This is a genomic window from Pandoraea pnomenusa (assembly GCF_040391475.1).
Lineage (GTDB): Bacteria > Pseudomonadota > Gammaproteobacteria > Burkholderiales > Burkholderiaceae > Pandoraea > Pandoraea pnomenusa_C.
Window position 1 is genome coordinate 151,067 of sequence record NZ_JBEBXS010000011.1, and the last position, 21,734, is coordinate 172,800.

Sequence of the window (21,734 nt, forward strand, 5' to 3'; positions counted from 1 at the left end):
AACGTCGCTATAATCTTGTTTCTGTTCAGCAAGCAAGTCATGTTGCTGATCACGGCGGTGGCCGTAGCTCAGTTGGTAGAGTCCTGGATTGTGATTCCAGTCGTCGTGGGTTCGAGTCCCATCGGTCACCCCAAAATCCCCTTGTAGTTCAAAGCGTTACACGCACTCAATTTTCCCGTTCTGGGAAATTTTCCCGATAAAAATCAGATTTTCCCGTTCACTCGGTTGCCGAAGCGCGTTTTACTCGACGACGATCGTAGTGTTTGTGCGTCGTCGCAGGGTTCGCATGCGCGGCGAAATCGTATGAGTCGGCGGCGCTGCTTTGCAGCTTCGCAGATATGGCGGCGGGGCGAATGTCCTGCAACGCGAAGTACCCGCCGTGCTGCGTGAGCGTGATGTTGAAATCACCATCGACCTTTTCCTTCTTGCGTTGCGCCGCTTCGCGCGCTTTCTTCGTCCGGTATTCGGCTGCGATCGCTGGACCGCGCGTGCCGATGTAGGTGTACATCGCGTCTTGTCACGTCGAACCCCAGCCCGTTCGCGAGTAGACACCGCCGCGGCGTGTGGGGGATAAGAAAACACTCGCCACCTTTCGATCGCGTTTCGCACGCTCGACGACGACGCGTAGGCGAGGGGACCACTCGCGCAGCTTGTTCACTACGCGCTCGCCCTTTTTCCTTTTCGCGCTCTGTACCATGACGCCGTCGTCGCCGGTGCCCGACATATGGAACGGTCGCGCTTCTGCTGCACGGAAGCCCGTCAGGCACGTGCACATTGCGGCGAGTCCCATCGTGCGGTACGCCTGGTCATTCGGCAAAGTCCTCCGGATTCTCCCTTGCCGCGCTCTGATAAAGAATCATCACGAGAGGCGTTCCGGGCTCTGCCGTGGCGTCGGTTCGTCGTGCCGTCACCTCGCCCGCGACGTCGGTCGTATACTCCGCGACCACTTCGCCAAAGGTATTGCGCTGGATTGCCACTTTCTGGCCTGCCTTGACCTTGTCATTCACCTTGACCAGCAGTTCGACGAATCCACCGTGCGTCGACATGACTGTGTGGCCACTGTTGCCAACGAAGGTCCCGACGTCTCGCCCAGTGCGCCCCGTCGGACCCGATACGATGTTGTAGCGCTTAAGCACGTTCATCGCGCCTTCGACGAACGACGGAATCATGTCGAAATCGAAAACGCGCGCAGATCCGATCTCGGGCGTGATTGCGGGAATCCCCACATTGATGAATGCATTTGCAAGCAGTGTGGGATAGGCGGGGTTGTCGAAGATCTGCTTGATCGGAAAAAGCTCCGCCATGGCTCGCGCCTCCGGCAATTCCATTCTGGCCAGATTGAAGGACGTCACATCCATGCCGGTCGAGCCCGTATGAAAATCGAGCGCGTAGTCGGTGTTCGGCCTCAACAGCCGATTGAACAGCAGTCCCGCATGCCGGCTCGGCGCGCTGGCGCCATTCTCGTTGCCCGGCCATTCGCGGTTGATGTCGATGAGGCCGATACCAAGTCCGGAGTTGGGCCATCTGCGCTCCATGGCTTCGAGCGCGGGGCGCGATACGTCAAGCACCGCCAGCACGGTGCCCGACATCTGCGCAGGATCGAGCTGGCTTATCACGCCGTGGATGGTATGCACGGGGCTCATTTCGTCGCCATGCACCCCGCTGGTCAGCGCAACGCGCTTGCCCGGCCTCGCACCGTGGACAACGATCACCGACACATACCAGTGCTGACCCGTCGGCATTTGCACGCCTTGAAAGTAGAACTTGTGTGTCTTGCCGCGCTCGAGGTCGCCGACGTCGAGCGCGCTGATGACCTTCTTTCCCTGGATCACATCGCCGGTATAAACCGTCCCGGTCCCTTGCCCGCCCCCGGCGGTAGGCGCATTGGCGACTTGGGCTCTTGCGGCCTCGCTTTGCGTGACCAATGCGGATGTTGCGCCGACCAGCGCAACGGCCTTCTTCATGAAGTCGCGACGAGCGACAACATCTTCCGATTCGTCTCGCATGGCAAGGAGGCCCTTAAGTTGACGTTGGAGTGGAGATCAATCGACGGCGCTTCACATGTTGCTGGTTCAGGGGGGCATTGCGTTTCCCGGACGCGTCGAATCAAAGTCTGCCCGAAAGTTCATAACACCGTCTAGGGGCGAGAAATTCGGAATGCATCTCTGGAAACCCGCATGAAATGGTGTGTCGATGATGTGTATTTATTCCGAAGTTATTTTAGTAACTAGCTGATATGAAATAAAAATAACCGGTTGCGCTTCGCGAAACGCCTGCGGGCTTTTGCGGGCAGGCGAACGGCTCCAAAATGGCGCGAGGCAGTCATTTCGTCCGTCACATGGGGCCCCCCGAATGCGCAAACTTACCTTCCTGATTCTCTCCTGCACGGTTTTGCTCGCGAGCTGCGCCGTGTACGTTCCTGACGATGGTCCACATGGCGGTCGCGGTGGGCCCGGGAATGGTTTTTGCCCCCCAGGGCAAGCGAAGAAGGGGAACTGCTGACCCAAGCACAACCGGCACTGCTAGCGTTTCCCCTGTCGACGGAGGCACCGGCGTGGTGTCCTGGCCTTCGGTGCGATACGAGCGCTGTATAGGACTAAAGTCCAATGCGCCACCTTCATCGCGCGACTATGCTCGGCGAGGCAATGGCCGAATTTCCGTTGCGTCGAAGCCGACTCGGCACCAAGTCGGCAGTGGCCACGTGGGAAAGCGCGGTCGGCCGATAGACTCGTGGGAGCAAGCATGGAAAAGGAACTGCAGTTGGGGACGCCGGGTGAGCGCTTGGAAGCCGATAAAGACGCCCTCGTCGAGCTGAGCGAGACCGAGATTGCCCTGGTTAGCGGCGGGCAAGGGATGAACCGAACTAACGCCGCCACTACCGTGCAATCCAGCGTAGCCGGGATTGCAGGCGGCAGGAGTGTCTGGCTCTCCTAACTTTACGGTCAGGTAGTACCAAACGCAGCGCCCTGTGCTACCCCGGAGGAACCGGCTCACGGCGGCGCTGTGTTCGCAGCGATGACCTCGTCGTCGACACAGCGGAAAATGATACGTGATCGGCGCCCATCTTCCAGCCGTACGACGATAACGGCTAGCCTCGCGACAGATCAATGAGGCACGGTCGTTCGAAGCGTGCCGGATGTGCGCCGCGCTTCGCACCCACCGCCATCATCGACTTGGAGTCCAAACCTGTGGCTCCACGGTTTTTGCCTGCCTTGGGACTAACAATGGCACCACAAGTCGCTTACGCTTGGCGGCCTGCGTAAGCCGACAAAGGGAGGCATCACATGACCGACACGACACTTCGCGTCCGCGCCGTGGCACCGGACGATTTCGATAGATGGTTGCCGCTGTGGGACGGCTACAATCGCTTCTATGGCCGCTTCGGCGCAACGGCGCTCCCGGAGCGCGTCACGCGCACGACCTGGTCGCGCTTCTTCGACGGCTATGAGCCCATGCACGCATTCATCGCGCTTCAGGGCGAACGCGTGCTCGGTCTCGTGCACTTCCTCTATCACCGCAACACGACGCTGGAAGGGCCGATCTGCTATTTGCAGGATCTCTTCACCGTGGAAGACGCGCGCGGCAAGGGGGTAGGCCGCGCACTGATCGAGGCCGTGTACGCCCACGCGAAAGCATCCAATGCCTCACGCGTGTATTGGCACACGCACGAAACGAACCACACCGCCATGCGGCTGTATGACAACGTCGCCGAGAAGCCCGGCTTCGTGATGTACCGCAAGAACCTTTGACGTTGTTCGGGCGAGGTTTATCGCCGGCGATCGTCAAAGGGAATTGGCCTCTAAAAAGTGAAAGTGATCAGTGCTTTTTATAGCAGCGATCATTCGGATCCGGACTGAAGCCACCGGCGATGCATCCGCCTGGCATTGACAGATCAAGCGGAATGATTTCGTCGTGCCACTGGTTGCTCCAGTCCTCCGTCTTGCTGAAGTGCACGGCGATATTTCCATTGCCGTCATGCGCAATATTCTGCGGGCACACGATACGTGAGGGATCGTTGTCAGCGGTGAGCACGGCAGGGAACGCGTTGACCACGTGCGAGTTGGCAAAATTTGCGTAGTCGTTTCGAACGGCGACGATGATGAAGTTGAGATTCGCCGTATTGCCACCCCCAAAGGGCGTGGAATCCGCTGCCGCACCGACGGTCAGGCGGTAAGTAGCAAAGCTCCCGACGCTCGGTTGACCTGTCAGGTTATAGCCGGTGCTAGCGCCCCCGCCCGACCAGTTGACGTCGCGAACGATTGCGTAACACAAGGAATGTCCGGCTGGCGGTGTCGCCAATATTTGCACTCCGCCGGTAGCGGTTTCGCCGCAGCCATTCGGGTCGAGCCGGCAAGTGATGTTGGCAGCGGTTCCGGATTCCACATGAACACTTCCGCGCAGGGTCTTGATGGGATACAGGACCGTCGGTGCTTCAGCGCGAACTTCCTGATACGCCGAAAGGACAAGTGAAAACGAGAGGGTTGCCGAACACGCGATTGTCTTGATGGAAAAGAGCGGCATTTCTGTCCCTCCTCGTCGAGCCAAATTCTTGCGTTGTGACGTTTTGCATTACCTACAATAGTTCATGGCTGTGCTTCTCGTAAGGACTGCGAGCATCGTCTTTTCGGATTACATCGTATTTCTTGCCGATGTCATGGGAGGGTATATGGGGCGAGCAGCGAACCTACGGCTTGTGGTACAGAGCGCCCTAGCAGGGGTGACGCTTCGTTCGGATGGAACGTGGGAGACGTCCGGCGACCCTCACAACTTGCTGGGTGTCGACGGCGGTACGTGGGAGCACAGTTTTCCTCAGGACACAAAGCTCGTGTCGGCCGCAGGTGATCTGCTGGCGCTGGTCAACTTCATGCTGAACACCGCGAATCCAGACGGTACGCAGCACGATGCGTTGCAAATGCTCACGCCTGCATCGTCGGCGGTCGGCGATTATTACGTACTGAGCGTCATTGACACTTGAATGCGCAATGCGAGGGTGATGAATCCTTGCCTCGAAAGCCCGCGACGGTGAACGCCTCGCGGGCTTTGTCGTGTCTGGCTACCGGTGCAGCGATCCAGACGCATGGAACGTCATGCTTTCGAGCGATCGGAGCGCTTGCACCAGGCATTGTCCGTCCACCCGCCGCGCGAAATTCCCCCAATGGGGTGCCAGCAAGCTGGCGGCCGCAATGTCGTCGAAGTCCTGTGGCATTGCCGTCTTCCCCGACATCGTTCGCAACGACGACGGCAACCCAACGGCCGCGAGAAAGCTCGCCATATCGGCAAGCGTCGCATCGTCGCGCCCTTCGAGGACAAGCTGAACCATCACGCCGTAGGCCACATGCTCACCATGCAGTGCGCCGTGACCATGACGCGAGCGCATGAGCCCGCGAGTCATGGCGTGGGCAACGGACAGCCCGCCGTTTTCGAATCCGAGCCCGGACATCAGCAGGCAGGCTTCGACCGTTCGCCCGAACGCCGCGTCGGGTGTGCCGCGACGCATGGCCGCGAGCGCGGCAACCGCGTCCTGCCGGAGCGTATCGTAGGCGGCGCGCGCGATCACGCGGGCAAGTGCCGGTGCAGTCGCGCCCAGCATGTTGCGGCTGTCCGCCTGTGCCGCCGCATCGGCCTCAAACCACTTGGCCAACGCGTCGCCAATCCCGGCCGACATCATCCGCACCGGAGCGCCGATCAGGACGTCGATGTCGACAAGCACTGCGGCAGGGTTCGCCGGCATTCGCTCCACGGCCACCATGCGGTGCTGGTCGTCATAGATCGCGTAAGCGCGGCTGGTCGGCGCGTCGTTCGACGCCACCGTCGGCACGGATATCATCGGCAGACCATGCGCCACCGCTACCCCCTTGGCCATGTCGATCGCCTTGCCGCCGCCAATGCCAACGATGACGCCGACGTCGTTCGGTACGCGCGCAGCCATCGCGTCGATGGCTGCATATGTGATCTCGCCGTCGAACGTGTTTAGCTGCAGCGCCGAATCAACCAGTGCCTGCAAGCGGGGGGTGAGCCACGATGCCACCGCCACATCGGACACATACCAGGCGGGCCCGGCATGACGACGAGTGAGGTCGGGCAGGTGCGCAAGCGCGCCGCAGCCCTGAAGGTAGTCGCCTGGCGCAACGAAGCGGACCAGGGAAGGCGTGTCGCGTGTCGAGGTTGCCGCGAGTGGCATTGCAAACTCCGTTCGTGGTACGTGAGACTCCCGTGAGCGTTCACCTCGCACTGTGCGAGGCAAGCGTCACGATCCATGATCCTGCGCGTTGTACGCGACTGACTACCGAGGGCGCGACGCGATATCGCGCAACGTCGTCTTGAGCACTTTCCCCATCGGATTGCGGGGCAATGCGTCGACGAAGCGGATGTCGCGCGGCACCTTATAGTCCGCAAGCGACGTCGACAAGGTGTTGCGCAGGGCATCCGCGTCGAGCGAGCATCCGGCACGCAGCGCCACGAAGGCCACGAGGTCTTCGCCGAGCCGCGGGTGGGCGACAGCAACGACCGCCGCCTCGAGGACTTCGGGCACGCGATGAATCGCGTCTTCCACTTCCACCGAGCCGATCTTCAACCCGCCGCGGTTCACCACGTCCTTCAGGCGGTCGACATAGTAAAGAAAGCCGTCGGCGTCGAGCTTCCCGAGATCCCCGGTACTTACCCAGCGACCATCCATCGATTTGTCCGTCGCATCGGCATCCGCGAAATAGCCCACCATGTTTGCGGGACTGCGCACGCAAATCTCGCCCACGTCGCCGATGGCCGCGTTGCTGCCGTCAGGCAACGTGATTCGCAATTCGCACAACGGCATCGGTCGTCCAATGGCCCCCGGGTGCGTCGTAAAGTCGTCGGGGGCCATCAGGGCGCCGGTCGGCCCGGTCTCGGTCAAGCCGTAGTTCTGCCGCTGGTCGACGCCGGGAAAGCGCGCTTGCAGTCTCGCGATCGCATCGAGTGGCATGGCGGCGCCGCCATAATCCCAAAGGCGCAGGTGGGGGAGTTCGAGCCCGGGGCGGCGCTCGATCGCATCGATCAGGAAGAGCAGGTGCGCGGGCACGCCGAGATAGACCGTCGTGCGACGCTCTCGCATGCGCTCAAGGATCTGGACGGCATCGAAAGCGGGCTCGGTAATCATGGTCGCGCCTGCCCACAGCGAAGCCATCAGTGTGAATTGCGTCCCGGAGCTGGTGAAGAACGGAATCGCGTTATGGAAGACGTCGGTCGGCGTGAGGCCCAGCGCGCGGCTGAAGATCGCACCGGTCGCCAGCGCAGTGGCGTGCGTGTGCATGACGCCTTTGGGCCGTCCCGTCGTTCCCGACGTGAACAGAATATTGGCGAGCGTGTCCGACGGGACTTCCGGGCGCTCCGGCGCGGCGGTCGAGCCACCCGTCAGCAGGGTTTGCCACCGATGCCAGGGCGACAGCGCAGCCATCGCATCGAGCACGATCTTCACTTTCAGATCGTTGGCTTCGGCGAGCGAGTCCAATCGTGCCGCGAAGTCGGCGTGCGCGACAACGCCATCGATTCGGGCCAGTGAGAGTGCCTGAGCGACCTCGTCCGGCGTAAAGCGCGGATTGATCGGCACCAGGGTCGCACCGAGCCGCAGTAGCGCCAGGTAGATCAGGATGCATTGCGCATGCGCTTCGCCGCGCGCGATGACAGCGATTCGGTCATTCGCGCGCACGCCGATGCCCGCCAACGCATTGGCGAGTGCCACGGTTTGGGTGCGCAGCTCTCCGTAGGTCAGCCGTACGCGCAGCGTGCCGACATCGGCGACGCTCGGCGCATCGATGGCCACATGGTCGGTGCGATGTTCCGCGTGATGATCGATCAATGCATTCACATCAGGAAACGCGGATAACGCTTCCTCCAGCATGGCATCGGGGTGTCTCGCCTGAGCGCCAGGGCAGGGCGGCTGCGGAAAGGGCACCGATGCCCGGGATGACGAGCGCGGTGCTGCAACAGGGCGTGTGGTCATGGCTGCGCCACCTCCAGTGCGGAGAAAACGCCCGTGGCACGCACCAGCAGACGCTGGCCTGCGCCGCGCAGTACACAGGTGGAGAACCGCAACCGTCCATGCGACTTGTCCATCGTCACCGTCGCCTCGATCCATTCACCGATGTGCGGACTCGCGATGAAGTCGAGATTCAGACTGACGGTGCCGAGCCGCCAGCGCTCCGGTGCGTCACCGAGGATGTTGATGCCGATCGCATAGTCGGCGAGCGTGGCGAGCATGCCGCCGTGAACGCCGCCGAAGCGATTGCCGTGTTGCGGCATGGCGAGGCACCCGATGACCCTTGCCGCCACGTCGGGCGGGGCACCGGGTGGCTTCGGCGCTGCGTACACGGGGCCCACGGTTTCCATGAACCGTTCGGGCGCGACGGGGACGAAGCCGGCGGGGATGTCCGTCGGTTCGGCAACGTGCCGGGCCTGCGCCAGCGAGAGATGGCCTGGCACGCTCATGCGACGCTCCGTTGCTCGCCGGGCATGCCGCTCGACGGCAGCGCGTCGCCGGGTCGCGGATGACCGGCTTCGGACAACGCATCGATCACGCGTGCACGCCGTGCGAGCCACCAGCCGTACTGCGCAGGCCATGCGTCGAACGCCCCGCCTTCCAGCGTCCTGCGCGCGTGCAGTGCCCAGTTCGGATCTTCCAGCGCTTCTCGTCCGATGGCCACCAGATCGGCGTGCCCGTCGGCCAGAATGCGCTCGGCCTGGTGGGCGTCGACGATCAGGCCGACGGCCATCGACGCCACGTCCGCTTTCGCCCGCACTTCACTCGCATACGGCACCTGAAAGCCATACCCTCGCGGCAGGCGGTTGGCGGCGGTGGCCAGACCGGAAATTCCCCCGGAAGAGCAATCGACGAGATCGACGCCCACGGCGCTCGCAGCCCGGGCAAACGCCACGGTGTCGTCGAGTGAATAGCCGCCATCGATGCCATCGACGCTGGACACGCGCAGCAGCAACGGCTTGCTTTGCGGCCACGCCGACCTCACGCGTCGGATGACCTCGAGCGGCCACGCCATCCGTCGCGCGGCATCGCCACCCCAGGCGTCGTCCCGGGTGTTCGCAATCGGCGAGAGAAACTCGTGCAGCAGATAGCCATGTGCCGCGTGCAACTCGATCACGTCGAACCCGGCGCGCGCCGCCCGCTGCGTTGCGGCGACGAAGGCGAGTGCCACCGACTCGAGCGTTGCGCTGTCCATCGCTGCAGGCGTTGGCCAATCGGGACCCGCCGACGTGGCCGATGGCGCGATGGTCTCCCAGGGGGTTTCTCCGCGTTCGCGCTCTCGCTGCGTGAGTTGGGCGTACCCCTCCCAAGGGCGCTGCACGCTACCTTTGCGACCCGCGTGGCCGATCTGCAGGGCGGGCACCGCGCCTTGGGCGCGGATAAAGTCGGCAATACGTGCGAGCGGCGCAATCTGCGCGTCATTCCAAAGGCCGAGGCATCCGTACGTGCCGCGCCCGCGCGGCTCGACGGCGGCCGTCTCCACGATCACCATGCCCGCACCGCCTTGCGCAAGCTTGCCGTAATTGACGAGATGCCAGTCGTCGGCAATGCCGTCCCGTGCGCAATACTGGCTCATGGGGCTGATGACGACCCGGTTCGGTAGCGTGACGGCGCGCAACGTCAACGGCGAGAACAGGTGCGAGCAGGCAGGCGATTTAGCGTTGGCAGACATGGAAACTCCCGAAAACGTGACTAGCGTGGCGGCATCGACGCCCGCGACAGGCGCGACGTCGGACTGGCTGCGCCGGTGGATGGCGCAGCCTTCGGCAAAACGGCTTCGACGGTGGGGCTCAGTCGGGGTGCGTCAGGCGGCTGTGGTCGCGATAGACGTGGCAGACGTGGAGGGCGCCTCGGACGCGACAGCCTCTGCACTGCGTGTGCGCAGCACATGCTTGAGGATTTTCCCCGACGGCGTTTTCGGCATGGCCTCGACCACGAAAAGCCGCTCGGGAAGCTTTTGTCTGGCCAATCGGGCCGTCTCGAGCCATTCGATCAGCGTCTCGAATGTGAGCGACGTTCCTTCGCGCAACACCACCCACGCGCAGGGCGTTTCGCCCAGACGCGCGTGAGGCATCGCGACGACAGCCGCTTCGGCGATGGCCGGGTGCGTGTGCAGGATGTCCTCGATCTCCTTGGGGCTCAGGTTCTCGCCGCCGCGAATGATCAGGTCCTTCTTGCGGCCGGTCACCGTGATCACACCGTCATCGGACACCCAGCCCAGATCGCCGCTGCGGAAGAAGCCGTCGGCGTCGAACGCGTCGAGCGTGTCGGTGTCGCGGCAGTAGCCGAGCATGATCTCCGGCCCTCGCGCCAGAATCTCGCCCACTTGCCCGGCGGGCAGCGGTGCGCCGGTGACGGGGTCGGCGATGCGCACCTCATTGTTGAAGATGCGGCCATCCGTTTCTGCGCCGATGGTTTGCTCGCCACGCTGGTTCACGCCAAGCGAGACGGTCGGCGTTTCGCTGCTCCCATATACGCGGCAGAAGACACAATCCGGCATGATGCGCGCAGCGCGATGGACGAGCTCCGGCGGCACCGGGGCGCCGCCGCTGGCGAACATGCGAAACGCCGGCAACGGCTCGCCACTCTGCGCGACGGCGTCGACGAATTCGGCCAGAAAGGGCGTGGCCGCGACCGTGAGCGTCGCGTGCTCGCGGCGGGCGAGCGCCACGGCGGCCGTCGCTTCCCACTGGTCCATCAGCACGGCGCGAACGCCGGCAACGAAAACGTAATCGAGTGCGTAGGTATAGCCGGTAATGTGCGTGACGGGAGACGGCATGAACACGACGTCGTCTTCGTCGACTTGCCAGAAACGCGACACCGCATCGAGTTCAGTGGCGAGCGTGTTGTGACTGTGCAGCACGCCTTTCGGGCGACCCGTCGTGCCGCTGGTGTACAGCGCGAGTTTGACGGCGTTCGGGGAGACATCGAATGCCTCCCACGGTGCGGCGTCGTTCCCGAGTGTGGAGAAGTCCGAGAGTCCGTGTGCGCCTGGTGTTTGCGCACGCACGGTCACGATCGGGGTGCGAATGTTCGAGGTGTGCGCGAGACGTTGCATCATCGCCAGATAGTCGATGCTGCGAAAACGCTCCGGCAGGAAGATGACGCTGGAATGGGAGTCGTCGAGGATGAAGCCGACCTCGGCGTCGCGGTAGATCGGGACGATCGGATTCGCTACCCAGCCGCCCATCGCTGCGGCGAGGTTGACGACCACGGCCTCCCACCAGTTGGGCAACTGAAAACTGACGACATCGCCGGGAACGAGCCCCATGTCGCGCAGTCCGGCGGCGATGCGTCGGGCTTCGGCAAACAAGCGCGCATAGGTCATGCGATGCACGCCATCCACCACGCAGACGCGCTCGGGCGTGGCGCCGGCCCGCTGCTGCGCGAGTTGGGCGATGGTGGTATTGCGCCACGCACCGCTGGCCGTGTATTGATCGATCATCTGCGCCGTGAGGCGCGTCGTCCAACCGCTTGCATCTTTGCTCATACGAATCCCGTTGCTTTTATCGTCTGGCGAGCCGTTACACATGAACCGGTGCACGCAATGTCCACCGCTCACGCATTCGACCCGCATCGCGGGCAGGGCGTCCGTGTCTCCCCGGACATGCCTGTACTTCATGACTGCAAAGACGGCGCAGGCCGTCAATCACTGCTGTTCGAATCCACTCGCTTGATGACTGCGCTCGCCGACGCGATACGTCAGTCTCGGGTTGTCCGGCGTATCACTTGAGGCCGTTCTTGACGAGCTTCATGTACGTCTCGACCACCCAGTCCGGCAGTTTTCGGGTTTTCTCGCTCCCCTTGACATAGCGCAGGTAGAGATAGCTGCGTGCCGACTGGAACACATAGGCGAGTGCTTCGAGTTCCTTGCCTTCGAAGAGACGGATTTCACCGCTCTCCACGCTGCGCTGCAGCGATTTCACATAGTGTTCTGTCAACAGCTTCATGTGCGCCGTGTGCGCGACCGGGGCCGCCACTTCGGCCTCGTTCAGCACGCGGAAAAAGCCGGGATTGCTGCGCAGGTAGTCGAAGAACGCGCGAAACCCCCGTTCTTCCACCTCGTAAAAGGTGGCGGCGCCGCGCACTTTCTTGCTGATGTAGACGAGCAGGTCGGCGCCCACGTGGGGCAGCAGTTCGTCGAACAACGCCTGACGCGATTCGAAGTACAGATAGAACGTGCCTTGCGCAATGCCGGCGGCCTCGGTGATGCGACCAATCGACGCGTCCGCGTAGCCGTACTGGCCGACCACCTGTGCCGCTGCCTCGAAGATCTTGTCACGCAGCGCTGCGGCACGGGCTTCGCGCGTCGGGCTACGGCGTCGGCGGGGGGCGGCGCTGACCGTGCCGCCGTCGGTTTCGTTCTCGAGTGTGTCTGTGCTCATGGCGATTTCACTTTGAATGGGGGGCGCAACGTGCAGCCGGCATCCTACAGTGCCAGATACCGTTCGGCGATTTCCGGATGCTCATCGTACTCGTCCCAGGTGCCGGAAAACACGATGTTACCGGTGTCCATGACGTAGACGTATTCGCTGCACTGGCGGGCAAACCACACGTTCTGTTCGGCGACGAGCAATGCGGTCCCTTCTTGCGCGCAAGCGGCTCGGATCTGCTCGGCCATCTGGGCGACGATCAGCGGTGCGACGCCTTCCGTCGGCTCGTCGAGCAGCAGGCAACGGGGTCGAGTGACCATGCCGCGCGCAACGGCAAGTACCTGCTGCTGCCCACCGGACAACTGGTTGCCGCCGCGCGAGAGCAGGTCGGTGAGCAGCGGAAACAGTCGGCAGCTCTGCGCGACGTCATGGCACACATGGCCGGGGCGCGCCCCGTGCCGGGCGAGCGTAAGGTTCTCCGCGACGCTCAGATGGCCGAAGATTCGACGATCCTCGGGGACGAACCCCAAGCCACGCTGAATGCGCCGGTGGGTGGCGACATTGGCGAGCGATGCGCCGTCGAACACGATCTCACCGGTCACGCGAGGGCCGGCATCGACGATGCTTTTGAGCAGCGTACTCTTGCCCGCACCGTTGCGCCCGAGCAGGGCGACGCCCTGGCCGGCGCCAATGCTCAGGCTGACGTCGTTGAGAATCACACTGTCGCCGTAATAGGCGTGAACGTTCCGGATATCAAGCATGCTCGTGTCCCAGGTAGACCTCACGCACGATCGGCGAGGCACGCACGGCTTCCGGCGTACCCGAGGCGATCACCTGCCCATAGTTGAGCACCGTAATGTGATCGGCAAGCGCGAACACCACACTCATATCGTGTTCGGTCAGCAGGATCGACATGCCGAGTTCGCGTCCGATGCGCTTGAGCAAGGCGACGGCCGAGATCCGGTCGCCCGGGGACATGCCGGCCATCGGTTCGTCGAGCAGCAGCATGCGCGGCTGCAGCGCCAGCGCCATGGCCAGCTCCAGGCGTTTTCTTTCTCCGTAGGCCAGTACGCCCGCCATTTCACCGGCGCGGGCTTCGAGCCCGACCGTGGCGAGCGAGGCCATCGCCTGCGTGCGAAGCGCGGCGGCCGGGGCGGGTTGCACGAAGCGCCATACGCTGCGACGCAGCGCAGGCGATCCGCCCGTCTCCAGCGCCAGCACGACGTTGTCGATGACGCGCATTTCGCTGAACACCTTCGCGACCTGGAACGTGCGGCCAATGCCCTGGCGAACGCGCCGGTAGCCCGACCACCGGCTGACATCCTGCCCCTCGAAGGCGACCTCGCCGCGATCGGCCAGCGCCTCGCCCGAAAGCACGCGAAACAGGGTGGTCTTGCCCGCGCCGTTAGGGCCGATGACCGCGTGCGTCGTCCCGGGTGCGACCGAGATCGAGACATCCTTGAGCACCTTGACCGTCCCGTAGTCCTTGAAGATGCCCCGGGCGCACAGACTGGCTTGCGCAAGCGCTTGGGTAGCGAGTGTCATGCGTCGGCCTCCGCACGATGGGTGAGCGGTGTCGCATTGCCGGCGGCGGCCGATCCCGCGGCCTCCGGTGCGACACGTGTGGGCAAGGGCGTCGGCAAGGCGCGTCGACGCAGCAGATGGACAATGCCGCCGGCAATGCCGCCCGGGAAGGCGAGCACCACGACGAGCAGTGTGGTGCCGATGACGACCTCCGACAGCCCCACGATGTTGCGCGTGGCGTGTTCGAGCCCGAGGAACAGCATCACGCCGAGCACCGGCCCCCAGAAGTACGCCGTGCCACCGAGCAGGCAGAACAGTATCGGCAGCGCCGAATACGTCCAGTGGGCCACCTCCGGCGTGAGCAGTTGCGCGAGCGGGGCGTACATCGCGCCTGCCAGCCCGGCGCCTGCGCCGCTCACGGTGAACGCCGCGAGCCGGGCGAGATGCACGTTCGCGCCGAGGAATGCCATGCGATCGGCGTCCTGACGAATCGCGCCGAGCATCCGGCCGAACGCCCCGTGCCACATCAGCCACGCGCCGAATCCGAATATCACGGCGAGCGCGAGCAGTACGTAATACAGCGAGGCGCCCTGGTTCAGGTCGATGCCCAGCAGGGAAGGGCGCACGATCCCGGTCATGCCGTCTTCGCGGCCGAGCCAGTCGGATTTCGCAATCACGATATGCAGCAGCTCGGCCAGCGCGAGCGTGAGAATCGCGAAGTAGTTTCCGCTGGCGCGTCGCAAGGCGACGAAGCCGATCAGGGCCGCCATGACGGCACCGGCGGCGCCGCCGGCCAGCAAGATGGTCGCGAGCGACACACCGGGTATGTCGCGCAGCAAAATGCCTGCGGCGTACGCGCCTGTGGCGAAATACGCGGCGTGTCCGAAGCTGACCATGCCCGCGAGACCGAAGATCGTGTTGAAGCTCAGGGCGAAGACGATCTGCACGAGCGCTACCCCTGCGAGAAACACGAACCCCTGGTCGGCCCACGCCGGGACCGACGCGAAGAGCACGAGCAGCAGCGCGAAGATGAGCAAGTCGGCGCGGCGCGCATTGCCGCGCCCGTGAAGGAAGGCGTTCATCGCAGACCTCGCATCAGCCCCTGCGGGCGAATGAGCAGGATTGCCGCAAGAGAGACAAAGAAGAAGAGTCCGGGCACATCGGGCACAAAGCGGTCTCCGAACGAGGTGACGAGGCCGAGCAGGACCGAAGCGATAAACGCGCCGCGGATATTGCCCAGCCCGCCGACGATCAGCGCGCCGAAGGCCTGAATGATCAGCGCGCTGCCCATCGCAGGCGAGAGGCTCTGGTTGATCGACAACAGCCCCCCGGCCAGTCCCGCGAGCGCGAAACCGCACACAACGGTCCATGCGAACACGGCCTGGACATTGATCCCCAGCAGGCTGGCCATCCACGGGTCGACCGCCACCGACTGCACCCGTTTGCCGATGCCGGTGCGATGCAAGATGACGTCCATCGCCAGAAACACCACGACGCCGCAGACGATCACGCAAACCACGAAGGTCGGCACGATGACGTCGCCCAGGCTCAGTGCACCGCCCAGCGCCTCGGGCGGTGGAACGCTCAGGAAGTCGATGCCCCAGATCAGCTTCACCACACCCTGACACAGGATCAGCAGCGCATACGTGGCGATTAGCGAGTACGCCTCGCTCACCGCCCGCAGGCGTCGGAAGACAACGCGCTCGACCACGGCACCGAGCACCCCGACCGCCGCCGCACAGACGACGGCGGTGCCGAGGAACGACCACAGGGAGTCGGCCTGGAGCCGCGCCCCGATGGCATAGGACAGATAAGCGCCGATCATCAGGAAGCCGCCGTGTGAGAAGTTCAGCACGTGCAGAATCCCGAAAACCAGCGACAGGCCTGCCGCAGTGAGGAACACGGTCATTCCCCACGACAGGCCGTTTATCAAGGTCAGCGCAAACTGATCCATGTGAGGCTCCACGAAGCGTCAGACAGTCACGTACTTGAACGTGAGCGCTTTGCCGGGCGTCGGCGGATCGACAAAGTCCTTGCCGTCCTTCTTGATGAACTCCAGCACCTCGAAACCCGCGCTCGCCGACTTGCTTCCGCGCAAGCGGTACATCAGCACCGGCTTGATCGCCTGGTGGTCTTCCTTGCGGAAGTAGCGCGGCCCACACGTGGTGTCGAACGTTTCCGATTCGAGCGCCTTGATGACTGCCTGCGTTTCGGTTGTGCCGCTCGCCTGGATGGCTTTGGCATAGGCCATCACGGCGGCATGCCCCTCACCGACCCATCCGGTCGGGAAGGCGTCGCCGTTGGTGCGGCGAATATGCTCCTTGAGCACCGCGTTCGACATCGGCAGATCGGTGAAGGCGCCCGCATACCAGTGGGTGCCGCACCACATCTCGGGCATCTCGCTCTTCATTGCCTTCGCGACGACGAACTCGTTCGCCGGATCGATGATGACTTTCGCCTTCTTGAAGAAGCCGTAAGGCAGTGCCTGTTTGAACAGCGTGACGGCATCGCCGCCATACACCGACACGAGGAAGCCTTCGGCGGGCAAACCCATCGCCGAGCCGATCACATTGCGGTAGTCGGTGGCGCCGTACTGCGTGCGCACGGCCTGGGCGATGGCGGGCTTGGCCTTGGCGACGGTGGGGTAGTACTCGAGCAGCCCTTCTTCGAAACAGTTCCATGTGGTGCGGCCGTATTCGTGATCGGGGATCACGCCGCTCCAGCGCGACACGCTGCCATAGCGTTCGGCGACCGCCGCCGCCATGAAGCGAAGCTTCATGTACGGGTTGTCGGTCACGCGGAAGTAATGGCGGTTGAAGTTCTCTTTGGTGAGCTTGTCGGAGTGGGCCGCGCAGGTGATCAGGATGGCCTTCTGCTGTTCGAGCATCGCCGTGAGGGCCAGTGCCACGGCGCTCGACACCACGCCGAGCTGAAGATTCACGCCATTGCCGGCGAGTTCGCGCGAGGCGATGGTCGCATCGGTCGGCTTTGCCTTGTCGTCACGCACCACCAGTTCCAGCTTGCGGCCGTTCACGCCGCCCGCCTGGTTGATCTGATCCACGGCAATTTGCGCCCCCATCAGCATGGGCTGGCCCAGCGGGGCCTGCGCGCCGGTCAGCGAGGAAATGAATCCGAGCTGGATGGGGCCGCCAGTCTTTGCCTGCGCGCGCGCCAGCGAACTGGCCAACGGACCTGCACCCGCGAGCGTGACGCCCGCGCCAGCGATTTTGAGCACGTCTCTACGATTGATTGCCACGGTTGTCTCCTGATGGTTTTACGTTATGACTGCTTGCTGTGTCCCGCCTGCTGCGTGATGACTGCCGGATCGGGCGACGTCTCCTAGGCTGTCGCCACGTCGCCTGAACCACCAAAGGCACTCCAGCCGCCATCGACGGGCAACTCCACCCCGCTGACGAAGGAGGCCAGGTCCGATACGAGAAATGCGACGACCTTCGCGATCTCGTCGGGCTGACCGAGGCGCGCCATCGGCGTGCGCCGCTGCAGGCGCTCGAGGTCGATCTTGTCGTCGCGGCAAAGGGCGTCGACCAGTGGTGTCGCGATATAACCGGGGGCGATGCAATTCACGCGGATGCCCGATCCGCCCCATTCGCAGGCGAGCGCGCGCGTGAGGTTGGCGACGGCGGCCTTCGCCGGGCCGTAGGCGGTACGCCGTGGAAAGCCGCCCAATGAGGTCAGCGACGAGATGTTCACGATCGTGCCCCGATTGGCCGGCAGCATGTGACGGCCTGCTGCGCGACACGTCAGGTAAGTGCCTCGCAGGCTGACGTCGAGGACCTTCTGCCACACATCGGCATCCTGCTCGATGGTCGGAACCAATTGATCGGCAATCCCCGCACAGGTCACGACCGTATCGAAGACGAGGCCGCCGGTTTGCGCACAGCGGATCGCCGTGTCGACCATGCGGGTGATGTCTGCCTCCTCGCGCACGTCACCGCGGACATACGCCGCGACGCCCGGCGTGCCGGCGGCGTGTGTGCCCGGCCGAGCCGCCGCAGGCAGGTGATCGGCGTCGGCACGGTCGGCAATGACGACGGTGGCACCGTGTGCGACCAGACGCTGCACGACGGCCAGACCGATGCCGCTCGCCCCGCCGGTGACCAGCGCCACGCGTCCGTGCAGTGCAATGCGATCATCGATCGTGTCGACGGGCTTGCCGGTGTGTTCTGCGTTGAGCGCGTTCATTGGCGTGCCATCCATTTGTAGATGTTGTTGCGCTGAATCGCAGAGGAGCCGCCGATGATCGGCAGGCCGAGGGCGTCGCGCACATAGCGCTCGACATCGAAGTCCTTCACGTAGCCGTAGGCGCCGAAGATGGTCTGGCATTCGAGCGCGATGGCTTTGCCCGCTTCGGTGGCGAACAACTTGGCCATCGACGTCTCGCCCGAGCAGGGGCGATGTTCGTTTGCCAGATGCGCTGCGTGGTACAGCATCAGACGCGCGCCATGCAACTGCGTCTTCATGTCGGCCAGCTTGTGCTGGATCGACTGGTAGTTGCCGATGGCCTTGCCGAATTGCTGGCGCTCTCCCGCGTAGGCCCATGCGTCGTCCAGCGCGGCCTGACCGATGCCGATGGCCATCGCGGCAACCTCGAGTTTCTCCACATCGAGTCCCGAGCCCACGACCATCGGCCAGGCATGATTCCATCCCGCCTCGCCGCCGACAATGGCGTCGAGCGGCAGTTCGACATCGCTGAAGGTGACATCCGTGGTCGGAAATCCCTTGAGACCCATGCCGTTGATCAGCTCGATTGTCACCCCCGGGGTGGACGGCGGAATCAGCAGCAGCGTGAGATTGCGATGGCGCTCGCCTTCCGGGCCGGTGCGCACGAGCGTGTAGATATAGTCGCTGTGCGCGGCGCCGGAGCAAAAGCGCTTTGCGCCATTCACGACGATCCGGTCACCCCGCCGCTCGGCACGCGTGCGAATCGAGGCGAGGTCCGACCCGACGTCGGGCTCGGTCCAGCCGTAGGCGAAAATCATCTTCCCCTCGACTACGCGCGGCAGGATCTGCGCCTTCTGTGCCTCAGTGCCGCACTCGTCGATGTTCATGCCCGCGTAGCAGGCGGCGTTGATGTAAGGAATGGCCACGGCCAGGCTGCGACGCGCAAGTTCTTCGATGACGACCATCGCGCTGACGATATCGCGTCCGAGGCCGCCATATGCTTCCGGTACGGTCAGGCCGAGTACGCCCAGGCCGGCGAGCTTGTCGAAGACATCGCGCGGAAACGTGTTCGTCTTGTCCCACTGCGCCACGCGATCGCGAGGCATCTCTTTTTCGACGAAGCGACGCAGGGTGTCGCGCAGTGCGCGGATGTCGTCGGATTCCGTAAAGTCCAAGTTGAACACTCCTTAGTGAATTCGATCACGTGGCGCGGCGCGCCAACGTGTCTTGCGCGGTCTTGCCGTGGGCGTTGCCGGCGCTTTCGTGCCCCCGTGGCGGACTTATTCGCCGGTAAAGATCGCGGCCCGCTTTTCACGGAATGCGTTGACGGCTTCCTGGTGATCGCGCGTGACATTCGAAAGCGATTCGTAGGCGAGGCACGCGTCCATCATCGAATGTGCGAGTTGCTTGAGTCCGATGTTGGTGGCCATCTTCGTCCAGCGGATCGCCTTGATGGCGCCGGCGTTGAGTCGGTCGGCGTAGCTGTCGACGAGTGCGTCGAGTTCCTCGCCGTCCACGGCGCGATTGATCAGTCCGATGCGCGCGGCGTCTTCTGCGGGCATGAGATCACCGGTCAGCAGATATTCCTTGGCGCGTGCGTAGCCGATCAGCTGCGGCCAGATCACGGCACCGCCGTCGCCTGCGACGAAGCCGACGCTCACATGCGGGTCACCGATCTTGGCGCGCTTCGAGGCGAAGATCAGGTCGCAGAAGAGGGCGATGGTGGCGCCCAGCCCCGTGGCGTGCCCGTTGACCTTGGCGATCACGGGCTTCTCACAGTCCAGCAGCGAATAGACGATCTGCTTGGCTTCGCGTGCGGTCTTTTCGAAGCGGGCAGGAACGTCGATGGCTTCCTGCATCCAGTCGATGTCGCCGCCGGCACAGAAGGCGCGGCCGGCACCGGTGACGACGATCAGATCCGATTCGGGGTCACGCGACGCGTCGACGAACACCTGTGCGAGTTCCTCGTGCATCTGCGCATCGACCGCGTTCAGGCTGTCGGGGCGATTCAGGGTGATCGTAAGTACGCGGTTGCGACGAGAGAAAGTGATCGATCGGTAAGCTTCGAAATTCATGATGTCTCCTGGCGTTTGACGTTGACATGCCCGACGGCGATGGCGTTCACTCATGCCGCGCGCACGGCGCGACGACGAATGCGCTCACAGGCCGGCATTGGTCCACTTGTAGATGTTGTTGCGCTGGATCGCGGACGAGCCGCCCATGATCGGGATCAGCAATGCGTCGCGCACGTAGCGCTCCGCGTCGAATTCCTTCACGTAGCCGTAGGCGCCGAAGATCGTCTGGCATTCGAGCGCAATTTCCTTGGCCGCTTCGGCCGCGTAGAGTTTGGTCATCGAGGTTTCGACCGCGCAGCGCTCGTGCCGGTTGGCTTTCGATGCCGCGTGATAGAGCATCAGACGCGAGGCGTGCAGTCGGGTCTGCATGTCGGCGAGTTTGTGCCGGATCGACTGGTACTCGTTGATGGTTTTGCCGAACTGGCGACGTTCGTGGGCGTATTGCCATGCGTCTTCGAGCGCTGCGGTCGCGACGCCGACGGCGACGGCTGCCACCTCGAGCTTCTCGACATCGAGCCCCGAGCCCACCAGCATCGACCAGCCCTGATGCCAGCCGGCGTCGCCCCCGATGATGTTCGACGCAGGGACCTCGACGTTCTCGAACGTGACGTCGGTCGTGGCGGCGCCTTTCATGCCCAGGCTATCGATCGGGGTGATCGTGACGCCGGGGGTGTTGGGCGGCACCAGCACCATCGAGAGGTTGCGATAGCGATCGCCTTCGGCGCCGCTGCGCACGAGCGTGTAGATGTAATCGCTGATGGCCGCGCCGGAACAGAATCGCTTCGCACCGTTGATGACCACCTTCTCGCCCACACGTTCCGCGCGGGTCTTGACGCTCGCCAGGTCGGCGCCGATGTCGGGTTCGGTCCATCCGTAAGCGAACATGAGACGCCCGTCGACCACTTTCGACAGCAGGGCTTCTTTCTGCGCTTCGGAACCACATTCCACGAGGTTCATTCCCGCATAGCACGCCGCCATGATGTAAGGCACCGAAACGGCCAGGCTGCGGCGCGAGAGTTCTTCGATGGTGATCATGGTGGCGACGATGTCGCGACCGGCGCCGCCGTATTGCTCCGGCACGGTCAGCCCCATCACGCCGAGCGTGGCGAGCTTGTCGAAAACGTCGCGTGGAAAGTGATTCTCGCGATCCCAGCGCGCCGCCGCTTCGCGCGGCATTTCCTTCTCGACAAAGCGGCGCAGCGTAGCGCGCAGCTGTTTTGTTTCGGTTGTCTCGGCGAAATCCACTTCGTCTCCCTCCAGCGTGCTGTCGATGTTGTCGATGGATGGAGTTTCCGATAACATGATTTATGAGTCAACAGTCATTAAATGATTATTGAGTCATTTTAGGGTTAACGTTGAGCGCTGGTGAAAACCGTCAGCGGGGACCGGTCGGCGAGGGCGGCATCGGGAGGATCGGGTGCCGGCGAATACGCTGGGGGCGGCAAACTGACGAGCGTTTTCGGAAGGGGCGCCCGGGCAAGGGGATAACCGAAGGGGGGAGTTCGATGAAGGTGCTGGTACCGGTCAAACGGGTAGTGGATTACAACGTAAAGGTTCGGGTGAAGAGCG

Annotated in this window: 21 protein-coding genes and 1 tRNA gene; 4 read left to right on the top strand and 18 right to left on the bottom strand. The window is 63.5% G+C overall.

Annotated features, from left to right (window positions below):
• The first annotated feature begins 57 nt into the window (after positions 1–57).
• A tRNA-His gene (locus ABWO90_RS13965) sits at positions 58–133 on the top strand.
• A gap of 84 nt (positions 134–217) precedes the next feature.
• Here the strand turns inward: ABWO90_RS13965 and ABWO90_RS13970 are convergent.
• Positions 218–508, bottom strand: a complete 291-nt coding sequence (locus ABWO90_RS13970; RefSeq protein WP_353191829.1) for a hypothetical protein — start codon at positions 506–508, stop codon at positions 218–220.
• Positions 509–806: 298 nt separating this feature from the next.
• A complete protein-coding gene (locus ABWO90_RS13975; protein WP_353191830.1) occupies positions 807–1,964 on the bottom strand; it encodes a succinylglutamate desuccinylase/aspartoacylase family protein in 1,158 nt (385 codons plus the stop codon).
• Positions 1,965–2,742: 778 nt separating this feature from the next.
• Here ABWO90_RS13975 and ABWO90_RS13980 point away from each other — a divergent pair.
• On the top strand, positions 2,743–2,934 hold the full coding sequence (locus ABWO90_RS13980) for a hypothetical protein (RefSeq protein WP_353191831.1): 192 nt from the start codon (positions 2,743–2,745) through the stop codon (positions 2,932–2,934).
• A 350-nt stretch (positions 2,935–3,284) separates the two neighbouring features.
• Positions 3,285–3,749 (top strand): GNAT family N-acetyltransferase, encoded by a 465-nt coding sequence (locus tag ABWO90_RS13985; protein WP_353191832.1) that lies wholly within the window; start codon positions 3,285–3,287, stop codon positions 3,747–3,749.
• A 67-nt stretch (positions 3,750–3,816) separates the two neighbouring features.
• On the opposite strand, the gene ABWO90_RS13990 is transcribed toward ABWO90_RS13985, so the two are convergent.
• Positions 3,817–4,521: a hypothetical protein gene (locus tag ABWO90_RS13990; RefSeq protein WP_353191833.1), complete on the bottom strand. Its 705-nt coding sequence runs from the start codon at positions 4,519–4,521 to the stop codon at positions 3,817–3,819.
• 64 nt (positions 4,522–4,585) lie between these two features.
• Between ABWO90_RS13990 and ABWO90_RS13995 the strand changes: the two genes are divergently transcribed.
• Positions 4,586–4,975 carry a hypothetical protein gene (locus tag ABWO90_RS13995; protein WP_353191834.1) on the top strand — a complete coding sequence of 130 codons (390 nt, stop codon included), beginning with the start codon at positions 4,586–4,588 and terminating at the stop codon, positions 4,973–4,975.
• A 78-nt stretch (positions 4,976–5,053) separates the two neighbouring features.
• On the opposite strand, the gene ABWO90_RS14000 is transcribed toward ABWO90_RS13995, so the two are convergent.
• The 15 genes from ABWO90_RS14000 to ABWO90_RS14070 all read right to left on the bottom strand — a co-directional run bounded on the left by ABWO90_RS14000 (position 5,054) and on the right by ABWO90_RS14070 (position 21,467).
• Complete coding sequence (locus ABWO90_RS14000) at positions 5,054–6,181, bottom strand: iron-containing alcohol dehydrogenase (RefSeq protein WP_353191835.1); 1,128 nt, start codon at positions 6,179–6,181, stop codon at positions 5,054–5,056.
• A gap of 102 nt (positions 6,182–6,283) precedes the next feature.
• Complete coding sequence (locus ABWO90_RS14005; RefSeq protein WP_353191836.1) at positions 6,284–7,831, bottom strand: class I adenylate-forming enzyme family protein; 1,548 nt, start codon at positions 7,829–7,831, stop codon at positions 6,284–6,286.
• Between the two features lie 140 nt (positions 7,832–7,971).
• Positions 7,972–8,460, bottom strand: a complete 489-nt coding sequence (locus tag ABWO90_RS14010; RefSeq protein ID WP_353191837.1) for a PaaI family thioesterase — start codon at positions 8,458–8,460, stop codon at positions 7,972–7,974.
• A complete protein-coding gene (locus ABWO90_RS14015; RefSeq protein ID WP_353191838.1) occupies positions 8,457–9,683 on the bottom strand; it encodes an NADH:flavin oxidoreductase/NADH oxidase in 1,227 nt (408 codons plus the stop codon). Before ABWO90_RS14015 ends, ABWO90_RS14010 begins: the two co-directional genes overlap by 4 nt.
• Positions 9,684–9,815: 132 nt before the next feature.
• Positions 9,816–11,501, bottom strand: coding sequence for an AMP-binding protein (locus tag ABWO90_RS14020; RefSeq protein WP_353191839.1), 1,686 nt, complete (start codon positions 11,499–11,501; stop codon positions 9,816–9,818).
• 235 nt (positions 11,502–11,736) lie between these two features.
• Positions 11,737–12,396, bottom strand: a complete 660-nt coding sequence (locus ABWO90_RS14025; protein ID WP_353191840.1) for a TetR/AcrR family transcriptional regulator — start codon at positions 12,394–12,396, stop codon at positions 11,737–11,739.
• Between the two features lie 44 nt (positions 12,397–12,440).
• Positions 12,441–13,145 (bottom strand): ABC transporter ATP-binding protein, encoded by a 705-nt coding sequence (locus ABWO90_RS14030; protein ID WP_150561056.1) that lies wholly within the window; start codon positions 13,143–13,145, stop codon positions 12,441–12,443.
• The gene (locus ABWO90_RS14035) at positions 13,138–13,929 is read right to left on the bottom strand and encodes an ABC transporter ATP-binding protein (RefSeq protein WP_150561055.1); all 792 of its coding nucleotides are present in this window, start codon (positions 13,927–13,929) and stop codon (positions 13,138–13,140) included. The genes ABWO90_RS14030 and ABWO90_RS14035 overlap by 8 nt, the downstream gene beginning before the upstream one ends.
• The gene (locus ABWO90_RS14040; RefSeq protein WP_353191841.1) at positions 13,926–14,990 is read right to left on the bottom strand and encodes a branched-chain amino acid ABC transporter permease; all 1,065 of its coding nucleotides are present in this window, start codon (positions 14,988–14,990) and stop codon (positions 13,926–13,928) included. Before ABWO90_RS14040 ends, ABWO90_RS14035 begins: the two co-directional genes overlap by 4 nt.
• The gene (locus tag ABWO90_RS14045) at positions 14,987–15,862 is read right to left on the bottom strand and encodes a branched-chain amino acid ABC transporter permease (protein ID WP_150561053.1); all 876 of its coding nucleotides are present in this window, start codon (positions 15,860–15,862) and stop codon (positions 14,987–14,989) included. The genes ABWO90_RS14040 and ABWO90_RS14045 overlap by 4 nt, the downstream gene beginning before the upstream one ends.
• An 18-nt stretch (positions 15,863–15,880) precedes the next feature.
• Positions 15,881–17,164, bottom strand: a complete 1,284-nt coding sequence (locus tag ABWO90_RS14050; protein WP_150561052.1) for an ABC transporter substrate-binding protein — start codon at positions 17,162–17,164, stop codon at positions 15,881–15,883.
• Between the two features lie 83 nt (positions 17,165–17,247).
• A complete protein-coding gene (locus ABWO90_RS14055) occupies positions 17,248–18,111 on the bottom strand; it encodes an SDR family NAD(P)-dependent oxidoreductase (protein ID WP_353191842.1) in 864 nt (287 codons plus the stop codon).
• Positions 18,108–19,265 carry an acyl-CoA dehydrogenase family protein gene (locus ABWO90_RS14060; RefSeq protein ID WP_353191843.1) on the bottom strand — a complete coding sequence of 386 codons (1,158 nt, stop codon included), beginning with the start codon at positions 19,263–19,265 and terminating at the stop codon, positions 18,108–18,110. The genes ABWO90_RS14055 and ABWO90_RS14060 overlap by 4 nt, the downstream gene beginning before the upstream one ends.
• A 105-nt stretch (positions 19,266–19,370) precedes the next feature.
• Entirely contained in the window at positions 19,371–20,165 is a 795-nt protein-coding gene (locus tag ABWO90_RS14065) for an enoyl-CoA hydratase/isomerase family protein (protein ID WP_150561049.1), read from the bottom strand.
• A gap of 84 nt (positions 20,166–20,249) precedes the next feature.
• A complete protein-coding gene (locus ABWO90_RS14070; RefSeq protein WP_353191844.1) occupies positions 20,250–21,467 on the bottom strand; it encodes an acyl-CoA dehydrogenase family protein in 1,218 nt (405 codons plus the stop codon).
• Positions 21,468–21,734 lie beyond the last annotated feature (267 nt).